Here is a 22,358-nt window from a genome sequence, read left to right as displayed (position 1 = left end):
CGATGAGCATCGATTACCACTTCTACGAACCCAGCCAGGGCCATGGCCTGCCCCACGATCCCTTCAACGCCATCATCGCGCCGCGCCCCATCGGCTGGATCTCCTCCCAGAGCGAAACCGGCATCCTCAACCTGGCGCCCTACAGCTTCTTCAATGCCTTCAACTACAAGCCGCCGCTGATCGGCTTTTCCAGCCAGGGCTACAAGGACAGCGTGGCCAACATCGAGCGTACCGGCGAATTCGTCTGGAACCTGGCCACCCGCGAACTGGCCGAGGAAATGAACACCAGCAGCGCCATGGTCGGACCCGAGGTAGACGAATTCGCCCTGGCTGGCCTGGAGCCTGCCGCTTCGACGGTGGTCAAGGTGCCGCGTGTGGCCCGTGCCCAGGTGGCCTTCGAATGCAAGCTGAGCCAGATCGTCCGCCTCAAGACCGCCGCCGGAGACGAACTGGATCAGTGGCTGGTACTGGGCGAGGTGGTGGCCGCCCATATCGACAAGCGCCTGCTCAAGGACGGCATCTACCAGACCGCGGCCGCTCGCCCCATCGTCCGCGGCGGTGGCCCGGCCGACTATTTCGAGATCACCGAGGCCGCGCTGTTCCGCATGCGGCGCCCCGACTGACCGGTAGGCTCTGGAATGCAAAACGGCGCCCTCGGGCGCCGTTGTCGTTGTCGCGATCTCTAGCCCGCTGCGCTGACGCGAAAATTCAGGCGCGGGAAATGCACCTGGATCGCCCCCAGGTGCCCGTCGTGACGGCGGATCACCAGGGCTTCGCTATCGGCATGCACCAGTTCACCCACCACCGGACCCACCCCATAGTCGGTTGCCGCCACACTCACCCGGTCACCCCAGGCGAAGCCTTCCACGGCGAGGGCCTGGTCGCGCGGCAAGGCCAGCGGCTCCGCCGCCCTGGCGATCTCCAGCGCCTCGGCGGCGCCGAGTTCCTCATGGGTACCATGACCGAACCCCAGCACCCGGGCGAACCAGGCGGCGATCTCGGGACGCTCGTCGACCAGGGGCGCCAGTTGCGGCGTGCTCTTGAGAAACCAGAAGTTGTGCGCCAGGGCGATGTCGGCCACCGAGGGCGCGCCGAACAGGAAGTCGCCGGCGCTGCGCTGGAGCTGGGTCTCCAGGCGGGTCAGCAGGGTCGGCAACTGTTGCCGGGCCTGCTCGGGACTCAGCCGGCTCAGGCTGCCACCGTTGAACAGCGCCTTGCGATCGTCCAGGAACGCCTGGGCCTGCTCCGGCGGCAGGCTGGCCAGCCGCGGACCCATGATCTCCGGCTGGAACATCAGCGCCACGGCATGCTGGAACAGCACCGAGTCCGCCCAGCCGGCAAGGGCGGCCACCACCGCTTCCTGGCCTTCCGGAAACAGCGCCGGCACGGCTTTTTCCGCCTCCAGGCGGCGCGCGATCAGCGCCGTGTCGCAATAGACATCGGCGCCGACCTGCAGCACCGGCGTCTTGCGATAGCCACCGGTGAGCGCCACCAGCTCGGGCTTGGGCAGCATCCGCGGAATGATCACCGAGCGCCAGGCCAGGCCCTTGAAGCCCAGCAGCAGGCGCGCCTTCTCGGCGAAGGGCGATTGCCAGTAGTGATGCAGAATCAGCTCGGACATGACAGCTCTCCTGAAGGGGCCGCGGACGCCAGGCCGGCGCGGGCCAGCACCAGGGATTCCTTGGCTTTTTTGGGCAGCTTCTTGATCTGGATTTCGCGACGCAGGGCGGTCGACTTGTCGCCACAGGCTTCCACATAGACCAGCGCCTGGGCCGGACTGGAGGCGAAGAAGCGAGCACCGCGGCCACTGCGGTGCTGGGCGAAACGGCGCTCGGGATCATCGCTGATGCCGCAATAGAGCGCCTGATTCTCGGCGCGCACTAGGTAGACATACCAGGTGCGCGTGGGTGACAGGGATACGTCGCTCACCCTCAGGCGAACCACTCCCGGGCGGTACGCCAGACGCACACGCCGACGAAGTAGATGCCGCTGGCGAACCAGAGCACCATCAGCCACAGCGGCTTGTCGGGATGCACGAACACCATCATGGCGCTGCTGAGCAGCCAGATGGAGGTCACGGTGATGTTCACCGCCATCAGCTGGCGCACGCGGAAGGGATGCAGGAACTTGACCCGGGTCAGGGTCAGGGCGGCCAGCACCAGCACCACCGCCATGCTGAACCAGGGCGCCAGGTCCAGCACGTAGAAATACAGCGCCACCACGTTCCAGGCCGCGGGAAAGCCAACGAAATAGTTGTCGGCGCTCTTCATGTTCACATTGCAGAAACAGAACAGCGACGACAATAGGATGATGCCCACCGCCACCAGTTCGAAATGCGGCGGCAAGGGCACGAAGCGATAGATGAAGATGGCCGGAATGAACACATAGGTCAGGTAGTCGACCACCAGGTCCAGCGCCGAGCCGTCGAAATGGGGCAGTACCCGCTTGACTTCGAACTTGCGCGCCAGGGTGCCGTCGAGACCGTCGACGAGCAGGGCGATGCCCAGCCACATTAGGCAACCCTTGGGTTGACCGTCGACCAGAGCGAGCAGCGCCAGAAGCGCGAGGATCACACCACTGGAGGTCACCGCATGGGCGCCCCAGGCCTTGGCTTTTGTCAGCATGAGCGGATGGGAAATGGAGTTCACGGGCGTCTCTCTATGATGACGGCTTCGACTGCCCAGCGCACCGCCCGTTCTGGCGATACGCTACGAAATCGACAATGAAGCCGGTGAACGGCAAGGCGGACCTTGACCGCCGACCCCGGAAACCGGGCGCCAAACGTCGAGGATACCGCGCCTTGCGGCCCTTTGCCCGCCTTCCCGCCGAACGCCCGTGACTGGGTTCGCAGGACGACCGGGGCGGACAGGTCTCCGCCCCGGACACGCTTAGTGCAGGATCTGCCCGAGGAACAGGCGGGTACGCTCGTTCTGCGGGTTGTCGAAGAACTGGTCCGGAGCGGCCTGTTCGACGATTTCGCCCTTGTCCATGAAGATCACCCGGTTGGCCACGGTGCGGGCAAAGCCCATCTCGTGGGTCACGCAGAGCATGGTCATGCCGTCCTGGGCCAGACCGATCATGGTGTCCAGCACCTCCTTCACCATCTCCGGGTCGAGCGCCGAGGTCGGCTCATCGAACAGCATGATGCGCGGCTGCATGCACAGCGCCCGGGCGATGGCCACGCGCTGCTGCTGGCCGCCGGACAGCTGGCCCGGAAACTTGTTGGCCTGCTCGGGAATGCGCACCCGCTGCAGGTAGTGCATGGCGATCTCTTCGGCCTGCTTCTTCGGCAGCTTGCGCACCCACATGGGTGCCAGGGTGCAGTTCTGCAGCACGGTCAGGTGCGGGAAGAGGTTGAAGTGCTGGAACACCATGCCGACTTCGCTGCGAATGGTCTCGATCTGCTTGAGATCGTTGGTCAGCTCGGTGCCGTCGACGATGATCTGGCCCTTCTGGTGCTCTTCCAGCCGGTTGATGCAGCGGATGGTGGTGGACTTGCCCGAACCGGACGGCCCGCACAGCACGATGCGCTCGCCCTGGGTGACGGTCAGGTTGATGTCCTTGAGCACGTGGAACTGGCCGTACCACTTGTTCACGTCCTTGAGCTGGATCATGACCTTGCTGCTGTCGACCGGCTGCTTGTTGCTTACGTTCATCTGTTGACTCCTAACGCTTGTGGCCGGTGTTCAGCTTGCGCTCCAGACGGGCGGAGTAGCTGGACATGGCGAAACAGAAAATCCAGAAGACCAGGGCGGCGAACACATAGCCTTCGGTGGACAGACCAGGCCAGGCCGGGTCGGAGGTGGCGCGCTTGATGCTGTTGAGCAGGTCGAACAGGCCGATGATGACCACCAGGCTCGAATCCTTGAACAGCGCGATGAAGGTGTTGACGATGCCCGGGATCACCAGCTTGAGCGCCTGCGGCAGGATCACCAGGCCGGTGGTCCGCCAGTAGCCCAGGCCCATGGCGGCGGCGGCTTCGTACTGCCCCTTGGGAATGGCTTGCATGCCACCCCGCACCACCTCGGCGATATAGGCCGCCTCGAAGATGATGACCATGACGATGGCGCGCAGCAGCTTGTCCAGGTTCATGCCATCGGGCAGGAACAGCGGCAGCATCACCGAGGACAGGAACAGCACGGTGATCAGCGGAATGCCGCGCCAGAACTCGATCATGGTCACGCAGATGACCTTGATCGCCGGCAGCTTGGAGCGCCGTCCCAGGGCCAGCAGGATACCCAGCGGCAAGGCGCCGACGATGCCCACCGCGGCGATCACCACGGTCAGCATCAGGCCGCCCCACTCGCTGGTGGGCACCACACGCAGACCGAAGCCGCCATACAGCAGCCAGAAGGCCACCAGCGGATAGATCACCAGCAGGGCCAGGCCGTAGCGAGCCTTGTGCTTGAAGCTGTCGAGGAACAGCGGAATCGCCCCGACCACGGCGATCACCACGGTCAGGTCCACGCGCCAGCGCTGATCGCCGGGATAGAAGCCGTACATGAACTGGCCGAAGCGCTCCTTGATGAACACCCAGCAGGCGCCGCCCGGCACGCAATCGGCACGGGTGCTGCCGCTCCAGGTGGCGTTGATGAAGGCCCAGTTCACCACCGGCGGCACGATCAGCCAGACGATATAGAGACCGAACAGCGTCAGCAGGGTATTGCCGATACTGGAAAACAGGTTGCCACGGATCCAGGCCAGGGCACCGACGCTGGAAGGCGGCGGCGGCAGGTCCGGTTTGAAGGTATGGGTCTGGTTACTCATACGCGCTCCTTAACGCTCGATCAGCGCGATGCGCTTGTTGTACCAGTTCATCAGGAGACTGATGCTGATGCTGATGGCCAGGTAGACGCTCATGGTGATGGCCATGGTCTCGATGGCCTGACCGGTCTGGTTCAGGGTGGTGCCGGCGAACAGCGCCACCATCTCCGGATAGCCCACCGCGGCGCCCAGCGAGGAGTTCTTCATCAGGTTCAGATACTGGTTGGTCAGCGGGGGAATGATCACCCGCAGGGCCTGGGGAATGATCACCAGCCGCAGGGTCAGCCCCGGACGCAGGCCCAGGGAGCTGGCCGCCTCGGTCTGGCCATGGCTGACCGCCTGGATGCCGCCGCGCACCGTTTCCCCGATGAAGGCCGCGGTATAGACCGACAGGGCCACCGCCAGGGACACCAGCTCGGGGATGATCACCCAGCCACCGCGCAGGTTGAAGCCCTGCAGTTCCGGCAGCTCCCAGTGCAGCGGCTTGCCAAAGACCAGGGCCGCCAGCAGCGGAATCCCGATCAGCAGTGCCAGCACCGTCCAGAGCACCGGAAAGCGCTGCCCCGTGGCATGCCGACGCTTGCGCGCCCAGCGCACCACCACCACGCTGGCGACGATGGCGATGAGCAGCGCGATCAGGCCGGGCAGCAAGCCGGCGTCGGCGATCGGCGCCGGCATGTACAGGCCGCGGTTGTTGACGAACAGCGCGCCGCCCAGGCTCAGGCTTTGTCGCGGGCCCGGCAGGGGCGCGAGCACGGCGAAATAGACGAAGAAGATCAGCAGCAGCGGTGGAATGTTGCGGAAGGTCTCGATGTAGACCGTGGCGACCTTGCGCAGCAGCCAGTTGTTCGACAGGCGCGCCACACCCACAGTGAAGCCGATGATGGTCGCCAGGACGATGCCGATCACCGAAACCAGCAGGGTGTTGAGCAGCCCGACCAGGAAGACGCGCCCGTAGGTGTCGCCCTCGCTGTAGGGAATCAGGTGCTGGGGAATGCCGAAACCGGCGGTGTTGTTGAGAAAGCCGAAGCCCGAGGTGATACCCCGGTTGGCGAGGTTGGTCTGGGTGTTGTTGAACAGGAACCAGCCAAAGGACACCACGGCGACCACGGCCACGATCTGGAACAGCCAGGAACGAACCTGCGGGTCGGTGAGCAGCGACCCACGAACCGGCGCGGACGGTTTGCTAACGTTTTGCATCTACTAGGAGCCTCATTAAATTCTCGCCCCACAGCGCGGGCAGCGCTGCAGGGCGAGAATCTGCACATCCGGAAGGTGTTCGGCGACTAAGGCGCCGAGATCAACGGACCGGCGGGGCGTACTGCAGACCGCCTGCATTCCACAGGGCGTTGAGGCCGCGCTTGATCTTCAGATCGCTGCCCATGCCGACGTTACGCTCGAAGACTTCGCCGTAGTTGCCGACCTGCTTGACGATCTTCACCGCCCAGTCCTTCGGCAGCTTCAGATCCTTGCCGAATTCGCCATCGGCACCCAGCAGACGACGCACGTCAGGATTCTTGGAATCCTTGGCCTGGGCTTCGACGTTGGCGGAGGTCAGACCCAGTTCTTCGGCGTTGACCATGGCGAACAGCGACCACTTGACCACGGTCAGCCAGTCTTCGTCGCCACGACGGACGGCCGGCGCCAGGGGCTCCTTGGAGATCACCTCGGGCAGCACGACGTAGTCGTCAGGGCTGGCCAGCTTGTTGCGCTGGGCATAGAGCTGCGACTGGTCGGAGGTCAGCACGTCGCAACGACCGGCTTCCATGGACTTGGCGCTCTCGTCCGAGGTGCTGTAGGTGATGGGGGTGAACTTCATGCCGTTGGAACGGAAGTAGTCGGCCAAGTTGAGTTCGGTGGTGGTGCCGGCCTGGATGCACACGGTGGCGCCGTCCAGTTCCTTGGCGCTCTTCACACCCAGCTTCTTGTTCACCAGGAAGCCCTGACCGTCGTAGTAGGTGACGCCGGCGAAGATCAGACCCATGCCGCCATCGCGGGAGCTGGTCCAGGTGGTGTTGCGCGACAGCACGTCGATTTCGCCGGATTGCAGCGCGGTGAAGCGCTCCTTGGCGGTCAGGGGCGTGAAGCGAACCTTGGTGGAGTCACCGAAGACCGCAGCGGCCACGGCGCGGCATACGTCGACGTCGATGCCCTTGTAGTCACCCTTGGAGTCGGTGTAGGAGAAGCCCGGCAGGCCATCGCTGACGCCGCATTGCACGAAACCTTTGTTCTTCACCGCATCCAGGGTAGCGCCCGCGTGAGCCATGCCGGACAGGCCCAGAGCAGCGGCGGTGGTCAGAATTGCCAGGGTAGACTTCACCATCTTCATCGATAAGCTCCACTTTGTTTATGAATTACGTTTCCAGTCGCACGGCAGCGATGTCTCTCGCCTGATTGCCGTGTAACCCGCCCACCCGGTCCCTGGGCGTCCTCGATCAAGGGATGGAGGAGACGCGCTGGAAGGCGTGACGAAGCAGTGAGTCAGTGTTACCTGTTAGTGCACTACCTGGCCGCAGCCTAGATGAGGCAATTTGCGGACCAGTGAATGCGACAGCTGCTCACTTCGCTCAAACCCGGCAACTGCGTGACTTCGAGCAAAAAGCCGGACAACAGAATTACGAAAATGCGACACGCATTTTGTGCACCATCTGTTACCACACCCATTTTTAGTGGCACCAAACTGGAGCAAAGCCTTGGAAAATTCGCCTCTTGTGCTGGAATCGCCCAGCGGAACCGCCGATAGCTGCGTCATTTGGTTGCATGGCCTGGGGGCAACCCAGCATGACTTCGAACCCGTTGCCGAATTGTTGCAGCGCAGCCTGACGTCGACCCGTTTCGTCCTGCCCCAGGCGCCCATCCAGGCGGTCACCATCAATGGCGGCTGGGCCATGCCGTCCTGGTACGACATCCTGGCCATGAATCCGGCCCGGGCCATAGACCGCGCCCAGCTGGACGCCTCGGCCGCCACGGTCCGGGCGCTGATCGACGCCCAGCAGGCCCAGGGCATTGCGGCCGAACGCATCGTGCTGGCCGGCTTTTCCCAGGGCGGCGCCGTGGTCCTGCACACCGCCTACAACACCGCCTGCCCGACACTGGGCGGCGTCATGGCACTGTCGACCTATGCACCCAGCTTCGAGGACGCCCAGGTCAATCGGGGCGGGGCCACCCCGGTGCTGTGCTTGCACGGCGAGCAGGACGACGTGGTACCCCTGGCCCTGGGGCGAGCCGCCTACGAGGCGCTGGTGGCCGCGGGCGTGGAAGCGCTCTGGCACAGCTACCCCATGCGCCACGAGGTCATCCCCGCGGAGATCCAGGACATCCAGGGCTGGCTGCTGGCACGTCTCGGCGGAAAATAAAGGGCGAATTGCCGGACCGCTTCGTTTTTGGAAACCGGTCGACAATTTGCAGAATCTGGACGCGAAGGGAGGCCTGAAAAGGGCAAAGCGAACGAACTTTGAGGTACCCATCCGGTCCAGTGTGGGTGCCTGAAGGTCGTGATGTGCATGGAGCAGCTATGGCCCGAGTTTTCCTTTCAGTCCCAGGGGTGATCCTTTGATGGCTGCCCCCTTGTCGGTCTGGTTGGCCGAAGTCCCGGTCGATTCCCTGAAGGACCTGCGCCTGTTCAAGGGCGTGGAGACCTATCTGCTGGAAGCCCTGATCGCCCGCTCGGCCACGCGCAGCCTGGTCGCTGGCGAGTGCCTGCTCTCGCCCGCCATGCTCAACCAGTACATGTATCTCATCCTGGAAGGCCGCCTGCGGGTCCACCTAGGCTCGCCGGAAAATCCGCCCATCTATCTGCTGGGTCCGGGCGAATGCTCGGGCGAGATCAGCTTCATGGACAGCGAGCGGCCTAGCGCCCACGTCATCGCCGAAGCCGACACCCAGGTGCTCTGCCTGCACCGCGATCTGGTGCTGGAGCTGATCGAGCGCTCTTCCAAGGCCATGCACAACCTGCTCGGCATCCTCTGCGAGCGGATGCGCCGTGGCAACCAGCTCATCGTCGATACCGAACGCAATGCCAACGTCGACACCCTGACCGGCCTCTTCAATCGTCGGCGGCTCGAACAGCTGTTCGAGCGCGAGAGCACCCGTTGCGCCTTCAATCGGCAGCCCTTGAGCCTGCTGATGCTGGATGTGGATCACTTCAAGCGCTACAACGACACCCATGGTCACCTGGCGGGCGACTATGCCCTGTGCCTGGTGGCCAACACCCTGCGCGACCAGCTGAGACCCAAGGACAGCATGGCGCGCTATGGCGGCGAGGAGTTCGTCATCCTGCTGCCGGAGATCGACCGCGACGAAGCCATCGCCATCGCCGAGCGCCTGCGCCAGAGCCTGGCGGAGATCAAGGACTTCTATTCGCCCTGCGGCAAGCTGCCGGGGGTGACCGTGTCCATCGGACTGGCCCAGATGCGCAAGGCCGACTCCCTGGACGAACTGGTAGGGCGTGCGGACAAGTCGCTCTACCAGGCCAAGGATGCCGGGCGCAATCGGATCAGCGGCTGAGCGGATTGCGCTTGCGTTCGGCAGGTAGTTGTTGCCGGGCACGTAGGTTGCTTTACACTGCGGTCTCATTCCGCTTTCGATGATCGAGACCCTCCGTGCTCAAGGCACTCAAAAAATTTCTGGGCAAGGATCAGGAGGTCGCTCAGCCGACTCCCTCCCCTGCGCCCCAAGCTACCCCCAGCGTCGCTCCTGCAGCCCCCTCCTCTCCTGCATCCCTGGCGCCCGAGCCCCAGGCCGAGCGTGCGCCACGCAAACCGCGCAACCCAGGCGAATCCCGTAGCCAGGAGCCGCGCGTCCAGGCCGAAAAACAGGAGCCGCGCGCCCAGGCGGAAAGAGCCGCCAAGCCGCGTCGCGAACGCAGCCCGCGCAAGCCCAAGCCGGTCGACACCTGGAAACTGGAAGACTTCGTGGTCGAGCCGCAGGAAGGCAAGACCCGCTTCCACGACTTCAAGCTGGATCCGCGGCTGATGCACGGCATCCATGACCTCGGCTTTCCCTACTGCACGCCGATCCAGGCGCAGGTGCTGGGCTTCACGCTCAAGGGCAAGGACGCCATCGGTCGCGCCCAGACCGGTACCGGCAAGACCGCTGCCTTCCTGATCTCGACGATCACCCAGTTGCTGACCACCCCGCCGCCCAAGGAAAGGTACATGGGCGAACCGCGGGCACTGATCATCGCGCCGACCCGTGAACTGGTGGTGCAGATCGCCAACGACGCCCTGGACCTGGCCAAGTACACCGGTCTCAACGTCATGAGCTTTGTCGGCGGCATGGACTTCGACAAGCAACTCAAGCAGCTCGAAGCGCGCTATTGCGACATCCTGGTCGCCACCCCGGGCCGCCTGCTGGACTTCAACCAGCGCGGCGAGGTGCACCTGGACATGGTCGAGGTGATGGTGCTGGACGAGGCCGATCGCATGCTGGACATGGGCTTCATTCCCCAGGTTCGCCAGATCATCCGCCAGACGCCGCCCAAGAGCGAACGCCAGACCCTGCTGTTCTCCGCCACCTTCACCGACGATGTGATGAACCTGGCGCGGCAGTGGACCACTGATCCGGCCATCGTCGAGATCGAGCCGGAAAACGTGGCCAGCGACACCGTCGAGCAGCACGTCTATGCGGTCTCTTCCAGCGACAAATACAAGCTGCTCTACAACCTGGTGGCCCAGAACAACTGGGAGCGGGTGATGGTGTTCGCCAACCGTCGTGACGAGGTGCGCCGCATCGAGGAACGCCTGACCAAGGACGGCATCAGCGCCGCCCAGATGTCCGGCGACGTACCCCAGCACAAGCGCATCAAGACCCTGGAAGGCTTCCGCGCCGGCAAGATCCGCGTGCTGGTGGCCACCGACGTGGCCGGTCGCGGCATTCACGTCGACGGCATCAGCCACGTGATCAACTTCACCCTGCCGGAAGATCCGGACGACTACGTGCACCGCATCGGCCGTACCGGTCGGGCTGGCGCCAGCGGCACCTCAATCAGCTTCGCCGGCGAGGACGACGCCTTCGCCCTGCCGCCCATCGAGACCCTGCTGGGTCGCAAGATCTCCTGCGAAATGCCCCCGGCCGAATTGCTCAAGTCGGTGCCGCGGCAGCGTTAATAGAGTGCTGCTCGATCGCGGCCATGGCGGTCCGCCGATGCGGCCGCTCCTACACCTATATCGCGCCTCTGTAGGAGCGGCCCATGGCCGCGATAAGTCTTAGCGCTGCGCACGCGCGGTGATTGCCAGCCGCTGGAAATCACCTGTCGTAGGGTGGATGACGGCGTAGCCTCATCCACCGCCAGCCTTTAGGCAGCAGGTGGAAAACGCTAACGCGGTTTTCCACCCTACCCCATCAGGCCTTCGCCCAACGCCCCGCGGCATCCTGATCGCTGGCGCGGCCTTCCACCCAGCGCGGGCCTTCGGCCGTATCTTCCTTCTTCCAGAAGGGTGCGCGGGTCTTGAGATAGTCCATCACGAAATTGCAGGCGTCGAAGGCGGCCTGGCGATGGGCGCTGGCGGTGCCGACGAAGACGATGGGCTCGCCCGGTTCCAGGCGACCGATGCGATGCAGGATATCGACCCCGAGCAGCGGCCAGCGCTGCTTCGCCTCTTCGACGATGCGCGCCAGGGCCTTTTCGGTCATGCCGGGAAAGTGTTCGAGGAACAGCCCGCCGACGTCGCGCCCGTCATTGAAATCCCGCACGTACCCCACGAAACCCACCACGGCACCGATACCGGTGTTGGCGGCATGCAGGGCATTGAGCTCCTGGCCGGGATCGAAGGCCGCGGCCTGCACACGAATGGCCATGTCTAGCCTCCGGTCACGGTGGGAAAGAAGGCGACCTCGTCGCCATCACGCAGCGGCTCGGCCAGGCCGCAGAGTTCTTCGTTGCGCGCGCACATCAGCCCTCGTTCACCCAGGGTCTCGGCCCAGCTTCCGCCGCGCTGTACCAGGTGCTCGCGCAGGTCGCCAACGGTGGCCAGCTCAGGCGCCCATGCCAGGCTGTCCTCGGCACGGCCCAGCATTTCGCGATAGCGGGCGAAGAATTGCACGCGGATCATGCCGATTGCTCCTCGGCGCGGAAATGACCGCTCTTGCCGCCATTCTTTTCCAGCAGCCGCACCGCCTCGATGGTCATGCCCCGATCGACCGCCTTGCACATGTCGTAAAGGGTCAGGGCTGCAACGCTGGCGGCGGTCAGGGCCTCCATCTCCACCCCGGTCTGGCCGGACAGCTTGCAGGTGGCGGTGATCCGCACCGCATCGGGCGCTTCGGCGGCCAGTTGGACCTTGACGCCGGTCAGCATCAGCGGATGGCAGAGCGGGATGAGGTCGGCGGTCTTCTTGGCCGCCTGGATGCCGGCGATACGGGCCACGGCGAAAACATCGCCCTTGGGGTGGCCGCCGCTCTGGATCAGGTCGAGGGTTTCCGGACGCATGCGCACCCGGGCTTCGGCGGTGGCTTCACGGAAGGTCACCTGCTTGTCGGTGACATCGACCATGTTGGCACGGCCTTGGGAATCGAGATGGGTCAGCACGGCATGACTCCTGGAAAAGACCTGCCATTGTAGACCCGCGGTTGGGGATTTGATCCCCGCCCGTGACCGGACGGGGATCGGGGGAGTTACAGATGGGCCTCGGCGTATTCGGCGAGGACGGAACGGGGCACACCCTGCAGGGTGATGTGCACCCCGTGGTTGAAGCCCTTGAAGCGCTCGGAGAGATAGGTGAGGCCCGAGCTGGTGGCCGAGAGGTACGGCGTGTCGATCTGCGCCAGGTTACCCAGGCAGATCACCTTAGAGCCACTGCCGGCACGGGTGATGATGGTCTTCATCTGGTGCGGGGTAAGGTTCTGGCATTCGTCGATGAGGATCAGACTCTGCTGGAAACTGCGGCCGCGGATGTAGTTCAGCGACTTGAACTGCAGCGGTACCTTGCTGAGGATGTAGTCCACGCTGCCGTGGGGATTGTGGTCATCCATGTGCAGGGCTTCGAGGTTGTCGGTGATGGCGCCCAGCCAGGGTTCCATCTTCTCGGCCTCGGTCCCGGGCAGGAAGCCGATGTCCTCGTCCAGACCCTGGACGCTACGGGTGGCGATGATCCGCCGGTATCTCTTGGTAACCATGGTCTGTTCAATGGCCGCGGCCAGCGCCAGGATGGTCTTGCCGGAACCCGCCGCGCCGGTCAGGTTGACCAGATGGATATCCGGCTCCAGCAGGGCGAACAGCGCCAGCGCCTGATAGATGTCGCGCGGCTTGAGGCCCCAGGCTTCCTGGTGCATCAGGGGTTCCTGGTGCATGTCGAGCAGAATGACCTCGCCATCGCGCACCGCCTTGACCCAGCCGACGAAGCCCTGCTCGTCGAGCACGAAGTCGTTGACGTTGAAAGGCGGCATCTCGGCCGCCAGCTGCACCCGGTGCCAGACCCGGCCCAGCTCCTGCCGGCTTTCCACCTTGCTGACATTGTCCCAGAAGGACCCCGGCAGATTGTGGTAACCCTGGGACAGCAGGGAGACGTCGTCGAGCAACTGGTCGGTCTGGTAGTCCTCGGCGGCAATGCCGCAACCCCGCGCCTTGAGGCGCATATTGATGTCCTTGGTCACCAGCACGACCCGCTCCTGGGGATGCTGGGTACGCAATTCGACGAGCTGGTTGATGATGCGGTTGTCGTTGATGTCGTCGGGCAGACAGGCCATGGGCCCGGCGCGACGACCCATGAGGATGGACAGCCGCCCCTTGGCCTCGCCCTTGCCACGGGGGATGGGTACGCCCCGCTCGACGTCCTCGGGCGAGGATTCGGCGAGGACGCTGTCGATCAGGCGGATCGCCTGCCGGCATTCGGCGGCAACGTTGTGCTTGCCGGTCTTGAGCTTGTCGAGTTCCTCCAGGACCGTCATGGGAATGGCGACGTGGTGCTCCTCGAAATTGAGCAGCGCGTTGGGGTCGTGGATCAGTACGTTGGTGTCGAGCACATAGAGGGTGGGCTGGGTGGGGCGGGAACGTCCGTGATCATCCATACTCGGTCACCTCGTAGAAACGCTTGACTCGCAAGCCTGTCGACGGAGCGCCAGACGACGCTCCGCTGCGAAAGGTGCCGTCGCTCCAGCAACGGGTTCACGGACCGGCCAACATGAGGGCACGGGACCCGAGAGATGCGACGGACACTTCGGTAATAACGCAAAAGGCCTTGGGCACAAAGGCTTTTTTTGGCGGTACCCGGTTTTTTTCGCGGACCGGTATTTCCTGCCGCCTGGCCTGGCAACCTAGCCCCGGGAGCGTGGTCAATACCTATCGATCCCATCGGCAAGGGCCACTGGAGCCCAGCGGCGGAGGCTTCTAGAATGGCGCCTCGCCAAGAGGAGCCAAGCCGATGCTGATGGTGATTTCACCCGCCAAGACGCTGGACTACAGCACACCGCCGAGCACGTCCCGCCATACCCTGCCGCAATACCTGGAGCACTCCCGTGAGCTGATCGACGGACTCCGGCAGCTCGCGCCGGCGGAGGTCGCCGCGCTCATGGGGGTGTCCGACAAGATCGCCACCCTCAATGTCGCCCGCTTCGGCAGCTGGACCCCGGACTTCACGCCGGAGAATGCCAAGCAGGCGCTGCTGGCCTTCAAGGGCGACGTCTACACCGGGCTTGCCGCCGAAGACTTCCAGGAAGACGATTTCGACTTCGCCCAGCGCCACCTGCGCATGCTCTCCGGACTCTATGGCCTGTTGCGTCCGCTGGACCTGATGCAACCCTATCGCCTGGAGATGGGCACCCGCTTCGCCAATGCCCGGGGCAAGGACCTCTACGCCTTCTGGGGCGAGCGCATCAGCGACTGGCTCAAGGCGGATCTCGCGGCCCAGGGTGACGATGTCCTGCTGAATCTGGCCTCGAACGAGTATTTCAGCGCGGTACGCCGCGCGCACCTGCAGGCCCGGGTCGTGGACGTGGAGTTTCGCGATCTCAAGAATGACGACTACAAGATCATCAGCTTCTATGCCAAGAAGGCCCGCGGCCTGATGGCGCGGCACGTGATCAAGCAGCGCGTCACCGCGGTGGACGACCTGCGCAACTTCGATGACCAGGGCTATCGCTATTCAAGCGAGCGCTCCAGCTCAGACAAGCTGGTATTCTTGCGGGACAATCCTCTTGAATAGCCGGGTAATCGACGGATGGCAGAGGCGCTGGCTTGCTTTGCCTTCAAACTGGCTAGGAAGTCACAATCGGTGGAATGCGTCCATGAAAGACTGTCATCTCCCTCCAATAAAAAAGGTTTCAGCCTCGTAGCGGAGACGGTTCAGGCACGAAAAGTTGCCGGACATCTCAAAACCGCTGCCTTTCCGGAAAAAGGAAAATTCGCTGAGAACCACTTTCGTTTGATTCTGTCTTTGTCTGGTCCTTGCCCTGGGTCATGCTGGCCAATGGCAATCAGTCCGCACGTTCAATTTGTACCGGTCGACATTTCGGCCGGTTGATCTTTCGAAGCACGGACGCTTCGTCCCGACCTCAGGGACAGCGGCCACAAATCAGCAGACGCTGAAGGAGTAACGCCCATGATTCCCGTCATCCTGTCCGGTGGTAGCGGCTCGCGACTCTGGCCCCTCTCGCGCAAGCTCTACCCCAAGCAGTTCCTGGCACTGACCAGCGAACAGACCATGTTCCAGGAGACCATCAATCGCCTGGGCTGCGAGGGCAGCATCGATTGCCCCATCATCGTCTGCAATGCCGAACACCGTTACCTGGTGGAAGAGCAGCTCAAGGCCGTCGAGTGCAAGCCCCAGGCGCTGATCATGGAGCCCTTCGGTCGCAACACCGCGCCGGCCGTGGCCATCGCCGCCATGCAACTGGTCGCTGACGGCAAGGACGACCTGATGCTGGTGCTGCCCGCCGATCACGTGATCGAGGACGAAGCCGAATTCAAGGCCGCCCTGCAACAGGCCGCCGCCGCCGCCGAGCGTGGCGAGATGGTGCTGTTCGGTATCCCGGCCACCGCGCCCGAGACCGGCTACGGCTACATCAAGACCGGCTCCAACGACGGTCTGCCCCAGGGCGTGTCCCGCGTCGAGCGCTTCGTCGAGAAGCCCGATGCCGTCACCGCCACCGAATACGTGGCCTCCGGCGACTACTGCTGGAACAGCGGTATCTTCCTGTTCCGCGCCAGCCGTTTCCTGGAAGAGCTGAAGAAGCACGACACCGACATCTATGACACCTGCCTGCTGGCGCTGGAGCGCAGCAGCATCGACGGCATCAACATCAGCATCGATGCCGCCACATTCGCCGTCTGCCCGGACAATTCCATCGACTACGCCGTGATGGAAAAGACCACCCGCGCCTGCGTGGTGCCCATGACCGCCGGCTGGAACGACGTCGGTTCCTGGTCCGCGCTGTGGGACGTGCATGCCAAGGACAACAACGGCAACGTCATCAAGGGCGACGTCGTCCTGCATGACAGCCGCAACTGCCTGGTGCACGGCAACGGCAAGCTGGTGACCCTGGTCGGTCTGGACGACGTGGTCGTGGTGGAAACCAAGGACGCCGTCATGATCGCCCACAAGGACAAGGTCCAGGACGTCAAGAAGCTGGTCAACACCCTCGAGAAGCAGAACCGCAACGAGGTTAAGGCCCACCAGGAAGTCTTCCGTCCCTGGGGTTCCTACGACTCCATCGACATGGGCCAGCGCTTCCAGGTCAAGCGTATCACCGTCAAGCCGGGCGCCCAGCTGTCGCTGCAGATGCACCACCACCGTGCCGAGCACTGGATCGTGGTCTCGGGTACCGCCGAGGTCACCTGTGACGACAAGGTCTTCCTGCTGACCGAAAACCAGTCCACCTACCTGCCGATGACCTCCGTGCACCGCCTGGCCAACCCCGGCAAGGTACCGCTGGAGCTGATCGAAGTGCAGTCCGGTGGCTACCTGGGCGAGGACGACATCGTCCGCTTCGAAGACATCTACGGCCGCGTCGACACCCAGGCCCTGGAAGTCGCCAAGGCCGGCAAGGCGTCGACCCGCTAAGCCTCGCTGCACGGCAATGAACAGACACCGGCTTCGGCCGGTGTCTGCATTTTCGGCAGCCGCTCGGCAAAACCGGTTAGGCTTGTCGTTTCCCCTTTCGCCATCGGATCCGCCGCATGACCGCTCCCACCCTGCTCCGCCTCGATCAACTGGACGAGGCCCTGGCCGCCTACGACGGCTTCATCCTCGACCTCTGGGGCGTGCTGATCGACGGCTACGAAACCTTTCCCGGCGCTCGCGCCTGGCTGGAGCGCCGCGCCGCCGAAGGCAAGCCGGTGTGGTTCCTCAGCAATGCCTCGCGCGATGCGGACGGCATGGTCGAAGAACTGGGCAAGCTGGGCGTGCCGCGCGAGCTCTTCGCCGGCATCACCACCTCGGGTCAGCTGGCCATTGATGCCTTTCAGCAGGACCCGACCTTCAGCGAAGGCGGCATCTACCTCTCCGGCCCTGGCACCGGCCAGGTGGGCTGGCCCGCGGAAATCCGCGCGCGCTTCGTCGAGGACATCGAGCAGGCAGCCATCATCCTAGGCGTCGGCAGCTTTCCGGAAGACGAACTAGAGGCGCGCTTCGCGCCCCTGGCCACGGCGCTGGACAAGCCTTTTCTCTGCGCCAATCCGGATCGCAACGTGGTGTCCGGGGGTCTACCCTTCTATGCAGCCGGCAAGCTGGCCGATCGCTTCGCCGCCCTGGGTGGCGCGGTCACCTGGTACGGCAAGCCCGATCCCTATGCCTTCCATTGCGCGGCAGGCGCCCTGGCCGAGCGTGGCGCCAAGCGCCTGCTGTTCGTGGGCGACTCGCTGGTGACCGATGTACCCGGCGCGGTGGCGGCGGGCATCGACTGTCTCTGGCTGGCGGCCACCGGCATCCACCGCGAGGCCCTCGGTCTGGACTTCAACCAGGAGCCGACCCGCGAGGGACTCGAGCCGCTGCTCAGGCAACATCCCGAGCGGCCGCGCTTCGCCGCGGCCGGTCTGGCCTAATCCTTTTCCGCACGCCGAGGTATCGATGAGCAAGAAGCACGTAGTGGTCTTCAACCGCCTGCCCGAAACGCTGGTGGAACGTTTGCGCGAACATTTCTCCGTCGAGGTGATTCCCGCCAGTGCCAACATCGACCTGTTCGCCGCTTCCGCCGCCAAGGCCCAGGGCCTGATCGGCGCCAGTCGCAAGCTGGGCGAGAAGGAACTGGAAATGGCCACGACCCTGGAAGCCATCGCCAGCGTCTCGGTCGGCTACGACAGCTATGACGTGGACTACCTGACCGAGCGCGGCATCCTGCTCACCAACACCCCGGACGTGCTCACCGATACCACCGCCGACCTCGGCTTCACCCTGCTGGTCAGCGCCGCCCGGCGGGTGCCGGAGCTGGATGCCTTCGTCAAGGCCGGACACTGGCGCAAGGGTATCGGCGAAGAACACTTCGGCACCGACATCCATGGCCGTACCCTGGGCATCGTCGGCGCCGGTCGCATCGGCGCGGCCATCGCCAAGCGTGGCCACTTCGGCTTCGACATGCCGATCCTCTATACCGCCAACAGCGCCAAGCCCGAGCTGGAAGAGCAGATGGGAGCCCAGCGCCGCGAGCTGGACGAGTTGCTCAAGGAAGCCGACTTCGTCTGCCTGGTGGTGCCCCTGTCGGCCGCCACCGAAGGCCTCATCGGCGCCCGCGAACTGGGGCTGATGAAGTCCAGCGCTATCCTGATCAACCTGGCGCGTGGCCCGGTCATCGACGAGCCGGCGCTGATCGAGGCGCTGCGTCAGGGCCAGATCCGCGGCGCCGGCTTGGACGTCTATACCCGCGAGCCGCTGGAGGCCTCGCCGCTGTTCGAACTGCCCAACGTGGTCACCCTGCCGCACATCGGCTCGGCCACCCACGAGACCCGCTACGCCATGGCCGAACGCGCGGTGAACAACCTGATCGCGGCCCTTACCGGTGAGCGCCCGTCCGACCTGGTCAATCCGGCGGCGCTGGATCGCCGCTAGGCGCTGATCGCCCACCGTCGACCCAGGTGGCGTGCCGTCCGGGCGCTTAAAGGCTATACTGCCGCGCCGCTCTCGGGTCGGCCGCCCTGGCCGGGTGGGCCTCTCTCAGTGTGTCAGGCCACCCCTCCGATCGGGCTCCTTCGCGGCCCGGTCCGTGCGACCCGAATTGCGCGCCCGTCTCGCCACCGCTGTGGCCGAGACGCAAGAAACCGCCAAGAGGAGCGCGTACATGACCGTGATCAAGCAGGATGACCTGATCCAGAGCGTTGCCGACGCCCTGCAGTTCATCTCCTATTACCACCCCGTCGATTTCATCCAGGCCATGCACGAGGCCTATCTGCGCGAAGAATCCGCCGCCGCGCGCGATTCCATCGCCCAGATCCTGATCAACTCGCGGATGTGCGCCACCGGCCACCGGCCGATCTGCCAGGACACCGGCATCGTCACCGTCTTCGCCAAGGTCGGCATGGACGTGCGCTGGGACGGCGCCACCCTGAGCTTGGACGAGATGATCAACGAAGGCGTGCGCCGCGCCTACAACCTGCCGGAAAACGTCCTGCGCGCCTCGATCCTGGCCGACCCGGCCGGTGCCCGCAAGAACACCAAGGACAACACCCCGGCGGTGATCCACTACCAGATCGTCCCGGGCAACACCGTGGAGATCGATGTCGCGGCCAAGGGCGGCGGCTCCGAGAACAAGTCGAAGATGGCCATGCTCAACCCCTCCGACTCCATCGTCGACTGGGTGCTCAAGACCGTGCCGACCATGGGCGCCGGCTGGTGCCCGCCGGGCATGCTCGGCATCGGCATCGGCGGGACCGCCGAGAAGGCCGCGGTACTGGCCAAGGAATCGCTGATGGACGAGATCGACATCCATGAGCTGAAAGCCCGCGGTCCGCAGAATCGCCTGGAAGAGCTGCGCCTGGAGATCTTCGACAAGGTCAACCAGCTGGGCATCGGTGCCCAGGGCCTGGGCGGCCTGACCACGGTGCTGGACGTCAAGATCAAGGACTACCCGACCCACGCCGCCTCCCTGCCGGTGTGCATGATCCCCAACTGCGCCGCCACCCGTCACGCTCACTTCGTGCTCGACGGCTCCGGCCCCGCCAGCCTGGAAGCTCCGTCGCTGGACGCCTATCCGGAAATCGTCTGGGAAGCCGGTCCGAGTGCCCGTCGGGTCAACCTGGACACCCTGACCCCGGAAGAGGTGCAGAGCTGGCAACCGGGCGAGACCGTACTGCTCAACGGCAAGATGCTGACCGGTCGCGATGCCGCTCACAAGCGCATGGTCGACATGCTCAACAAGGGCGAGCCACTGCCGGTGGACCTCAAGGGTCGCTTCATCTACTACGTCGGCCCGGTCGATCCGGTGGGCGACGAGGTGGTCGGCCCGGCCGGTCCCACCACGGCGACCCGCATGGACAAATTCACCCGCCAGATCCTCGACCAGACCGGTCTGCTGGGCATGATCGGCAAGTCCGAGCGTGGCCCCATCGCCATCGAGGCGATCAAGGACCACAAGGCCGTCTACCTGATGGCCGTCGGCGGCGCCGCCTACCTGGTGGCCCAGGCCATCAAGGGCGCTCAGGTGCTGGCCTTCCCGGAACTGGGGATGGAAGCCATCTATGAGTTCGAGGTCAAGGACATGCCGGTGACCGTAGCCGTGGACACCCGTGGCGAGTCGGTGCACATCACCGGTCCGCAGGTGTGGCAGAAGAAGATCGCCGACAGCCTGGCCGTCGAGATCTAAGCGCCCGTCGCGACGGAAAAGCCCAGCCCCGTGCTGGGCTTTTTCTTTGGGCGCACGTCCGTCAGCCGGTGGGAGCCTTGCCGAGCGGCAGGGGTCGCATGGAGACCATCCCCGACCCCGGAGCCCCCATGCCCACTCTTCCCAGCGATTCCGTCTGCAGCCTGGCCCCCGTCTTCGCCGTCCAGCCCGATCAGCTCGAAGCCTTCAAGCGCCTGGGCGAGGCCATGCTGGAGCGCACCCGCAACGAACCCGGCTGCCTCTACTACGGCTTCTGCTATGACGGCACCACGGCGCGTTGCCGCGAAGGCTATCGCGATGCCCAGGCGCTACTGGCGCACCTGGACAACATCGGCGATCTGCTGGAGCAGGCCCAGGCCATCGCCACCCTGGAACGCTTCGAGGTATTCGGTGCGGCCGATCAGTTGGAGCAGCTGCGCGAGCCGCTGGCGGCCCTGAACGCCCGCTTCTTCGTCATGGCCGCAGGCTTCCGCCGCTAGCCTGGGGTGGCTGCTGCGGCGGCGCCAGCCGTGGCAGCAGCACCGCGAGGATGCGCTTGCGAGTCGGCACCACCAGCCGCTCCTGGAACAGCACGCAAAGCACCACCACTGCCAGCAGGAACAGCCAGTACCACTCGATGGAGTTGGTATAGGCCCCGGCGGCGGCGATGCAGACCTCGCGATCGCCACTCAGGCAGGCCTTGAGATTGCCGCCGATCAGCTGTTCCAGGGTCATGTAGATCCCCGACAGGGGCACGTGCAGGGCGAACATCGACAGCGACGCACCGCCGAGTCGTGGCGACCAGTGGCGGATGCGCTCGCTGGCCGGCTCCTGCGCCAGCGCGGCCAGATAGACCAGGATCAGCTGCGACGGCAGGAACAGACCGTTGTGGAACAGGAAGTACCAGAACTTGGGCCCGTGGGTGAACAGCGCCGTGCCCAGGGCGAAACTCAGGATCAGGTAGCTCGCCAGCAGCAACCGCTGCCGCTCCGAGGGTGTCCAGCCCCGCGCGTGCTGGCGGCGGAAGATGGCGTACAGCAGGATGCCGGCGAGAAATTCCGGCAGCCGGAACAGGGGCACTCGCTGCAGCAGACCGGTAAAGGGCATGCCGTAGTTCTGGTGCAGGATCACCAGCAGCGGCGGAATCAGATAGAGCACCCAGACCAGCAGCAACAGCTGCCAGGGACGCTCGCTGGTCATCAGCCGGGGGGCCAGCTTGGGAAAGGTCAGGTAGAAGAAGAACAGCGCCGAGATCGACCAGAGCGGCGCGTTGAAGGTCAGGTAGTAAGGATTCCAGGCCTGCAGCATGAACAGTTGCAGCACGGCGTTGAAAGCCAGCTCCGCGTTGCTCATGAAGTGCTGGAACAACTCGGGATTGGTCCGCGCCAGGGGCTCGTTGGTGTCGAACACCACGAAGCGGATGCTCGCCGTGGCGGCGCCCGGTGGAATCCCCAGACTGCCGATCCAGGTCACCACCGCCATCGCCAGCAGCAGGGCGAAGATGTGGATCGGATAGAGGTTGGCGAAGCGCTTGACCCAGAAGCTGCGCGCCGGCTCGCGCAGGCTGCCACGGCCGCAATAGACGTGGGCGAGCAGAAAGCCGGAGAGCACGAAGAAGGTACTGGTGGCGAAGAAGCCCATGCTGGTGATCTCGTCCAGCAGGGGAATGGTCTTGCGCTCGGGATAGAAATGGATGGTGTGGTAGACGACCACATAGAAACCCATCAGGAACCTGAGCCACTCCAGACCGATGAAGCGGTGTTTATCTAAAGTCTGCACTAAGGCGTTACTCGTCTGGCCTCGTCCGCGGGACGATGGGTCCGGCCTACAGCGCCGGATCGGTTATGTTACCCGCACCTGACACCCGGGGC

22 protein-coding genes are annotated in these 22,358 nt (G+C 64.5%); 10 read left to right on the top strand and 12 right to left on the bottom strand.

The annotated features are described in order from the left end of the window. Positions 1–2 precede the first annotated feature (2 nt). A complete protein-coding gene (locus EC839_RS11320) occupies positions 3–623 on the top strand; it encodes a flavin reductase family protein (protein WP_007161890.1) in 621 nt (206 codons plus the stop codon). Positions 624–682: 59 nt separating this feature from the next. On the opposite strand, the gene EC839_RS11315 is transcribed toward EC839_RS11320, so the two are convergent. The 7 genes from EC839_RS11315 to EC839_RS11285 all read right to left on the bottom strand — a co-directional run bounded on the left by EC839_RS11315 (position 683) and on the right by EC839_RS11285 (position 7,093). Beyond that, positions 683–1,621 (bottom strand): glutathione S-transferase family protein, encoded by a 939-nt coding sequence (locus EC839_RS11315; RefSeq protein WP_132832551.1) that lies wholly within the window; start codon positions 1,619–1,621, stop codon positions 683–685. Beyond that, positions 1,609–1,929, bottom strand: a complete 321-nt coding sequence (locus tag EC839_RS11310) for a GIY-YIG nuclease family protein (RefSeq protein WP_237709569.1) — start codon at positions 1,927–1,929, stop codon at positions 1,609–1,611. The genes EC839_RS11315 and EC839_RS11310 overlap by 13 nt, the downstream gene beginning before the upstream one ends. Before the next feature lie 2 nt (positions 1,930–1,931). After that, positions 1,932–2,624 carry a phosphatidylcholine synthase gene (gene pcsA / locus EC839_RS11305; RefSeq protein ID WP_085982652.1) on the bottom strand — a complete coding sequence of 231 codons (693 nt, stop codon included), beginning with the start codon at positions 2,622–2,624 and terminating at the stop codon, positions 1,932–1,934. A 264-nt stretch (positions 2,625–2,888) separates the two neighbouring features. Further along, positions 2,889–3,656 carry an amino acid ABC transporter ATP-binding protein gene (locus EC839_RS11300; RefSeq protein ID WP_039976153.1) on the bottom strand — a complete coding sequence of 256 codons (768 nt, stop codon included), beginning with the start codon at positions 3,654–3,656 and terminating at the stop codon, positions 2,889–2,891. Between the two features lie 10 nt (positions 3,657–3,666). Beyond that, a complete protein-coding gene (locus tag EC839_RS11295; protein WP_007161885.1) occupies positions 3,667–4,767 on the bottom strand; it encodes an amino acid ABC transporter permease in 1,101 nt (366 codons plus the stop codon). Positions 4,768–4,776: 9 nt separating this feature from the next. Further along, the gene (locus EC839_RS11290; protein ID WP_007161884.1) at positions 4,777–5,964 is read right to left on the bottom strand and encodes an amino acid ABC transporter permease; all 1,188 of its coding nucleotides are present in this window, start codon (positions 5,962–5,964) and stop codon (positions 4,777–4,779) included. A gap of 100 nt (positions 5,965–6,064) precedes the next feature. Then, on the bottom strand, positions 6,065–7,093 hold the full coding sequence (locus EC839_RS11285; protein WP_039976150.1) for an amino acid ABC transporter substrate-binding protein: 1,029 nt from the start codon (positions 7,091–7,093) through the stop codon (positions 6,065–6,067). Between the two features lie 382 nt (positions 7,094–7,475). Between EC839_RS11285 and EC839_RS11280 the strand changes: the two genes are divergently transcribed. From EC839_RS11280 to rhlB, 3 genes are all read left to right on the top strand, one after another. Continuing rightward, the gene (locus tag EC839_RS11280) at positions 7,476–8,120 is read left to right on the top strand and encodes an alpha/beta hydrolase (protein WP_007161882.1); all 645 of its coding nucleotides are present in this window, start codon (positions 7,476–7,478) and stop codon (positions 8,118–8,120) included. Between the two features lie 199 nt (positions 8,121–8,319). Continuing rightward, positions 8,320–9,270, top strand: a complete 951-nt coding sequence (locus EC839_RS11275; protein WP_007161881.1) for a GGDEF domain-containing protein — start codon at positions 8,320–8,322, stop codon at positions 9,268–9,270. A gap of 95 nt (positions 9,271–9,365) precedes the next feature. Continuing rightward, the gene (rhlB, locus tag EC839_RS11270; protein ID WP_007161880.1) at positions 9,366–10,871 is read left to right on the top strand and encodes an ATP-dependent RNA helicase RhlB; all 1,506 of its coding nucleotides are present in this window, start codon (positions 9,366–9,368) and stop codon (positions 10,869–10,871) included. A 235-nt stretch (positions 10,872–11,106) separates the two neighbouring features. Here the strand turns inward: rhlB and moaE are convergent, their stop codons facing one another. From moaE to EC839_RS11250, 4 genes are all read right to left on the bottom strand, one after another. Next, positions 11,107–11,562, bottom strand: a complete 456-nt coding sequence (moaE, locus tag EC839_RS11265; RefSeq protein WP_007161879.1) for a molybdopterin synthase catalytic subunit MoaE — start codon at positions 11,560–11,562, stop codon at positions 11,107–11,109. Between the two features lie 2 nt (positions 11,563–11,564). Continuing rightward, the gene (locus tag EC839_RS11260) at positions 11,565–11,816 is read right to left on the bottom strand and encodes a MoaD/ThiS family protein (protein ID WP_007161878.1); all 252 of its coding nucleotides are present in this window, start codon (positions 11,814–11,816) and stop codon (positions 11,565–11,567) included. Next, entirely contained in the window at positions 11,813–12,292 is a 480-nt protein-coding gene (moaC, locus tag EC839_RS11255; RefSeq protein WP_007161877.1) for a cyclic pyranopterin monophosphate synthase MoaC, read from the bottom strand. The genes EC839_RS11260 and moaC overlap by 4 nt, the downstream gene beginning before the upstream one ends. Before the next feature lie 86 nt (positions 12,293–12,378). Next, on the bottom strand, positions 12,379–13,770 hold the full coding sequence (locus EC839_RS11250; protein WP_007161876.1) for a PhoH family protein: 1,392 nt from the start codon (positions 13,768–13,770) through the stop codon (positions 12,379–12,381). Between the two features lie 353 nt (positions 13,771–14,123). On the opposite strand from EC839_RS11250, the gene yaaA reads away from it, so the two are divergent. The 6 genes from yaaA to EC839_RS11220 all read left to right on the top strand — a co-directional run bounded on the left by yaaA (position 14,124) and on the right by EC839_RS11220 (position 20,987). Then, positions 14,124–14,903 (top strand): peroxide stress protein YaaA, encoded by a 780-nt coding sequence (gene yaaA, locus EC839_RS11245; RefSeq protein ID WP_007161875.1) that lies wholly within the window; start codon positions 14,124–14,126, stop codon positions 14,901–14,903. Positions 14,904–15,299: 396 nt separating this feature from the next. Next, positions 15,300–16,760, top strand: a complete 1,461-nt coding sequence (locus EC839_RS11240; RefSeq protein WP_007161874.1) for a mannose-1-phosphate guanylyltransferase/mannose-6-phosphate isomerase — start codon at positions 15,300–15,302, stop codon at positions 16,758–16,760. 116 nt (positions 16,761–16,876) lie between these two features. Continuing rightward, positions 16,877–17,740 (top strand): TIGR01459 family HAD-type hydrolase, encoded by an 864-nt coding sequence (locus EC839_RS11235; protein WP_007161873.1) that lies wholly within the window; start codon positions 16,877–16,879, stop codon positions 17,738–17,740. A 25-nt stretch (positions 17,741–17,765) separates the two neighbouring features. Beyond that, positions 17,766–18,740 (top strand): D-glycerate dehydrogenase, encoded by a 975-nt coding sequence (locus EC839_RS11230; RefSeq protein ID WP_007161872.1) that lies wholly within the window; start codon positions 17,766–17,768, stop codon positions 18,738–18,740. Positions 18,741–18,969: 229 nt separating this feature from the next. Next, positions 18,970–20,490, top strand: coding sequence for a fumarate hydratase (locus EC839_RS11225; RefSeq protein WP_007161871.1), 1,521 nt, complete (start codon positions 18,970–18,972; stop codon positions 20,488–20,490). A 128-nt stretch (positions 20,491–20,618) separates the two neighbouring features. Next, complete coding sequence (locus EC839_RS11220; RefSeq protein ID WP_007161870.1) at positions 20,619–20,987, top strand: putative quinol monooxygenase; 369 nt, start codon at positions 20,619–20,621, stop codon at positions 20,985–20,987. Here EC839_RS11220 and EC839_RS11215 read toward each other — a convergent pair. Continuing rightward, on the bottom strand, positions 20,962–22,266 hold the full coding sequence (locus EC839_RS11215) for an acyltransferase (protein WP_080568397.1): 1,305 nt from the start codon (positions 22,264–22,266) through the stop codon (positions 20,962–20,964). The two genes, EC839_RS11220 and EC839_RS11215, sit on opposite strands and share 26 nt — an antisense overlap. Positions 22,267–22,358 lie beyond the last annotated feature (92 nt).

The sequence above is a fragment of the Pseudomonas sp. JUb52 genome (assembly GCF_004341115.1).
GTDB classification, from domain to species: domain Bacteria; phylum Pseudomonadota; class Gammaproteobacteria; order Pseudomonadales; family Pseudomonadaceae; genus Chryseomonas; species Chryseomonas oryzihabitans.
The sequence above is the reverse complement of the archived record's forward strand: the minus strand, read 5'-3'. Positions and strand labels throughout refer to the sequence as shown.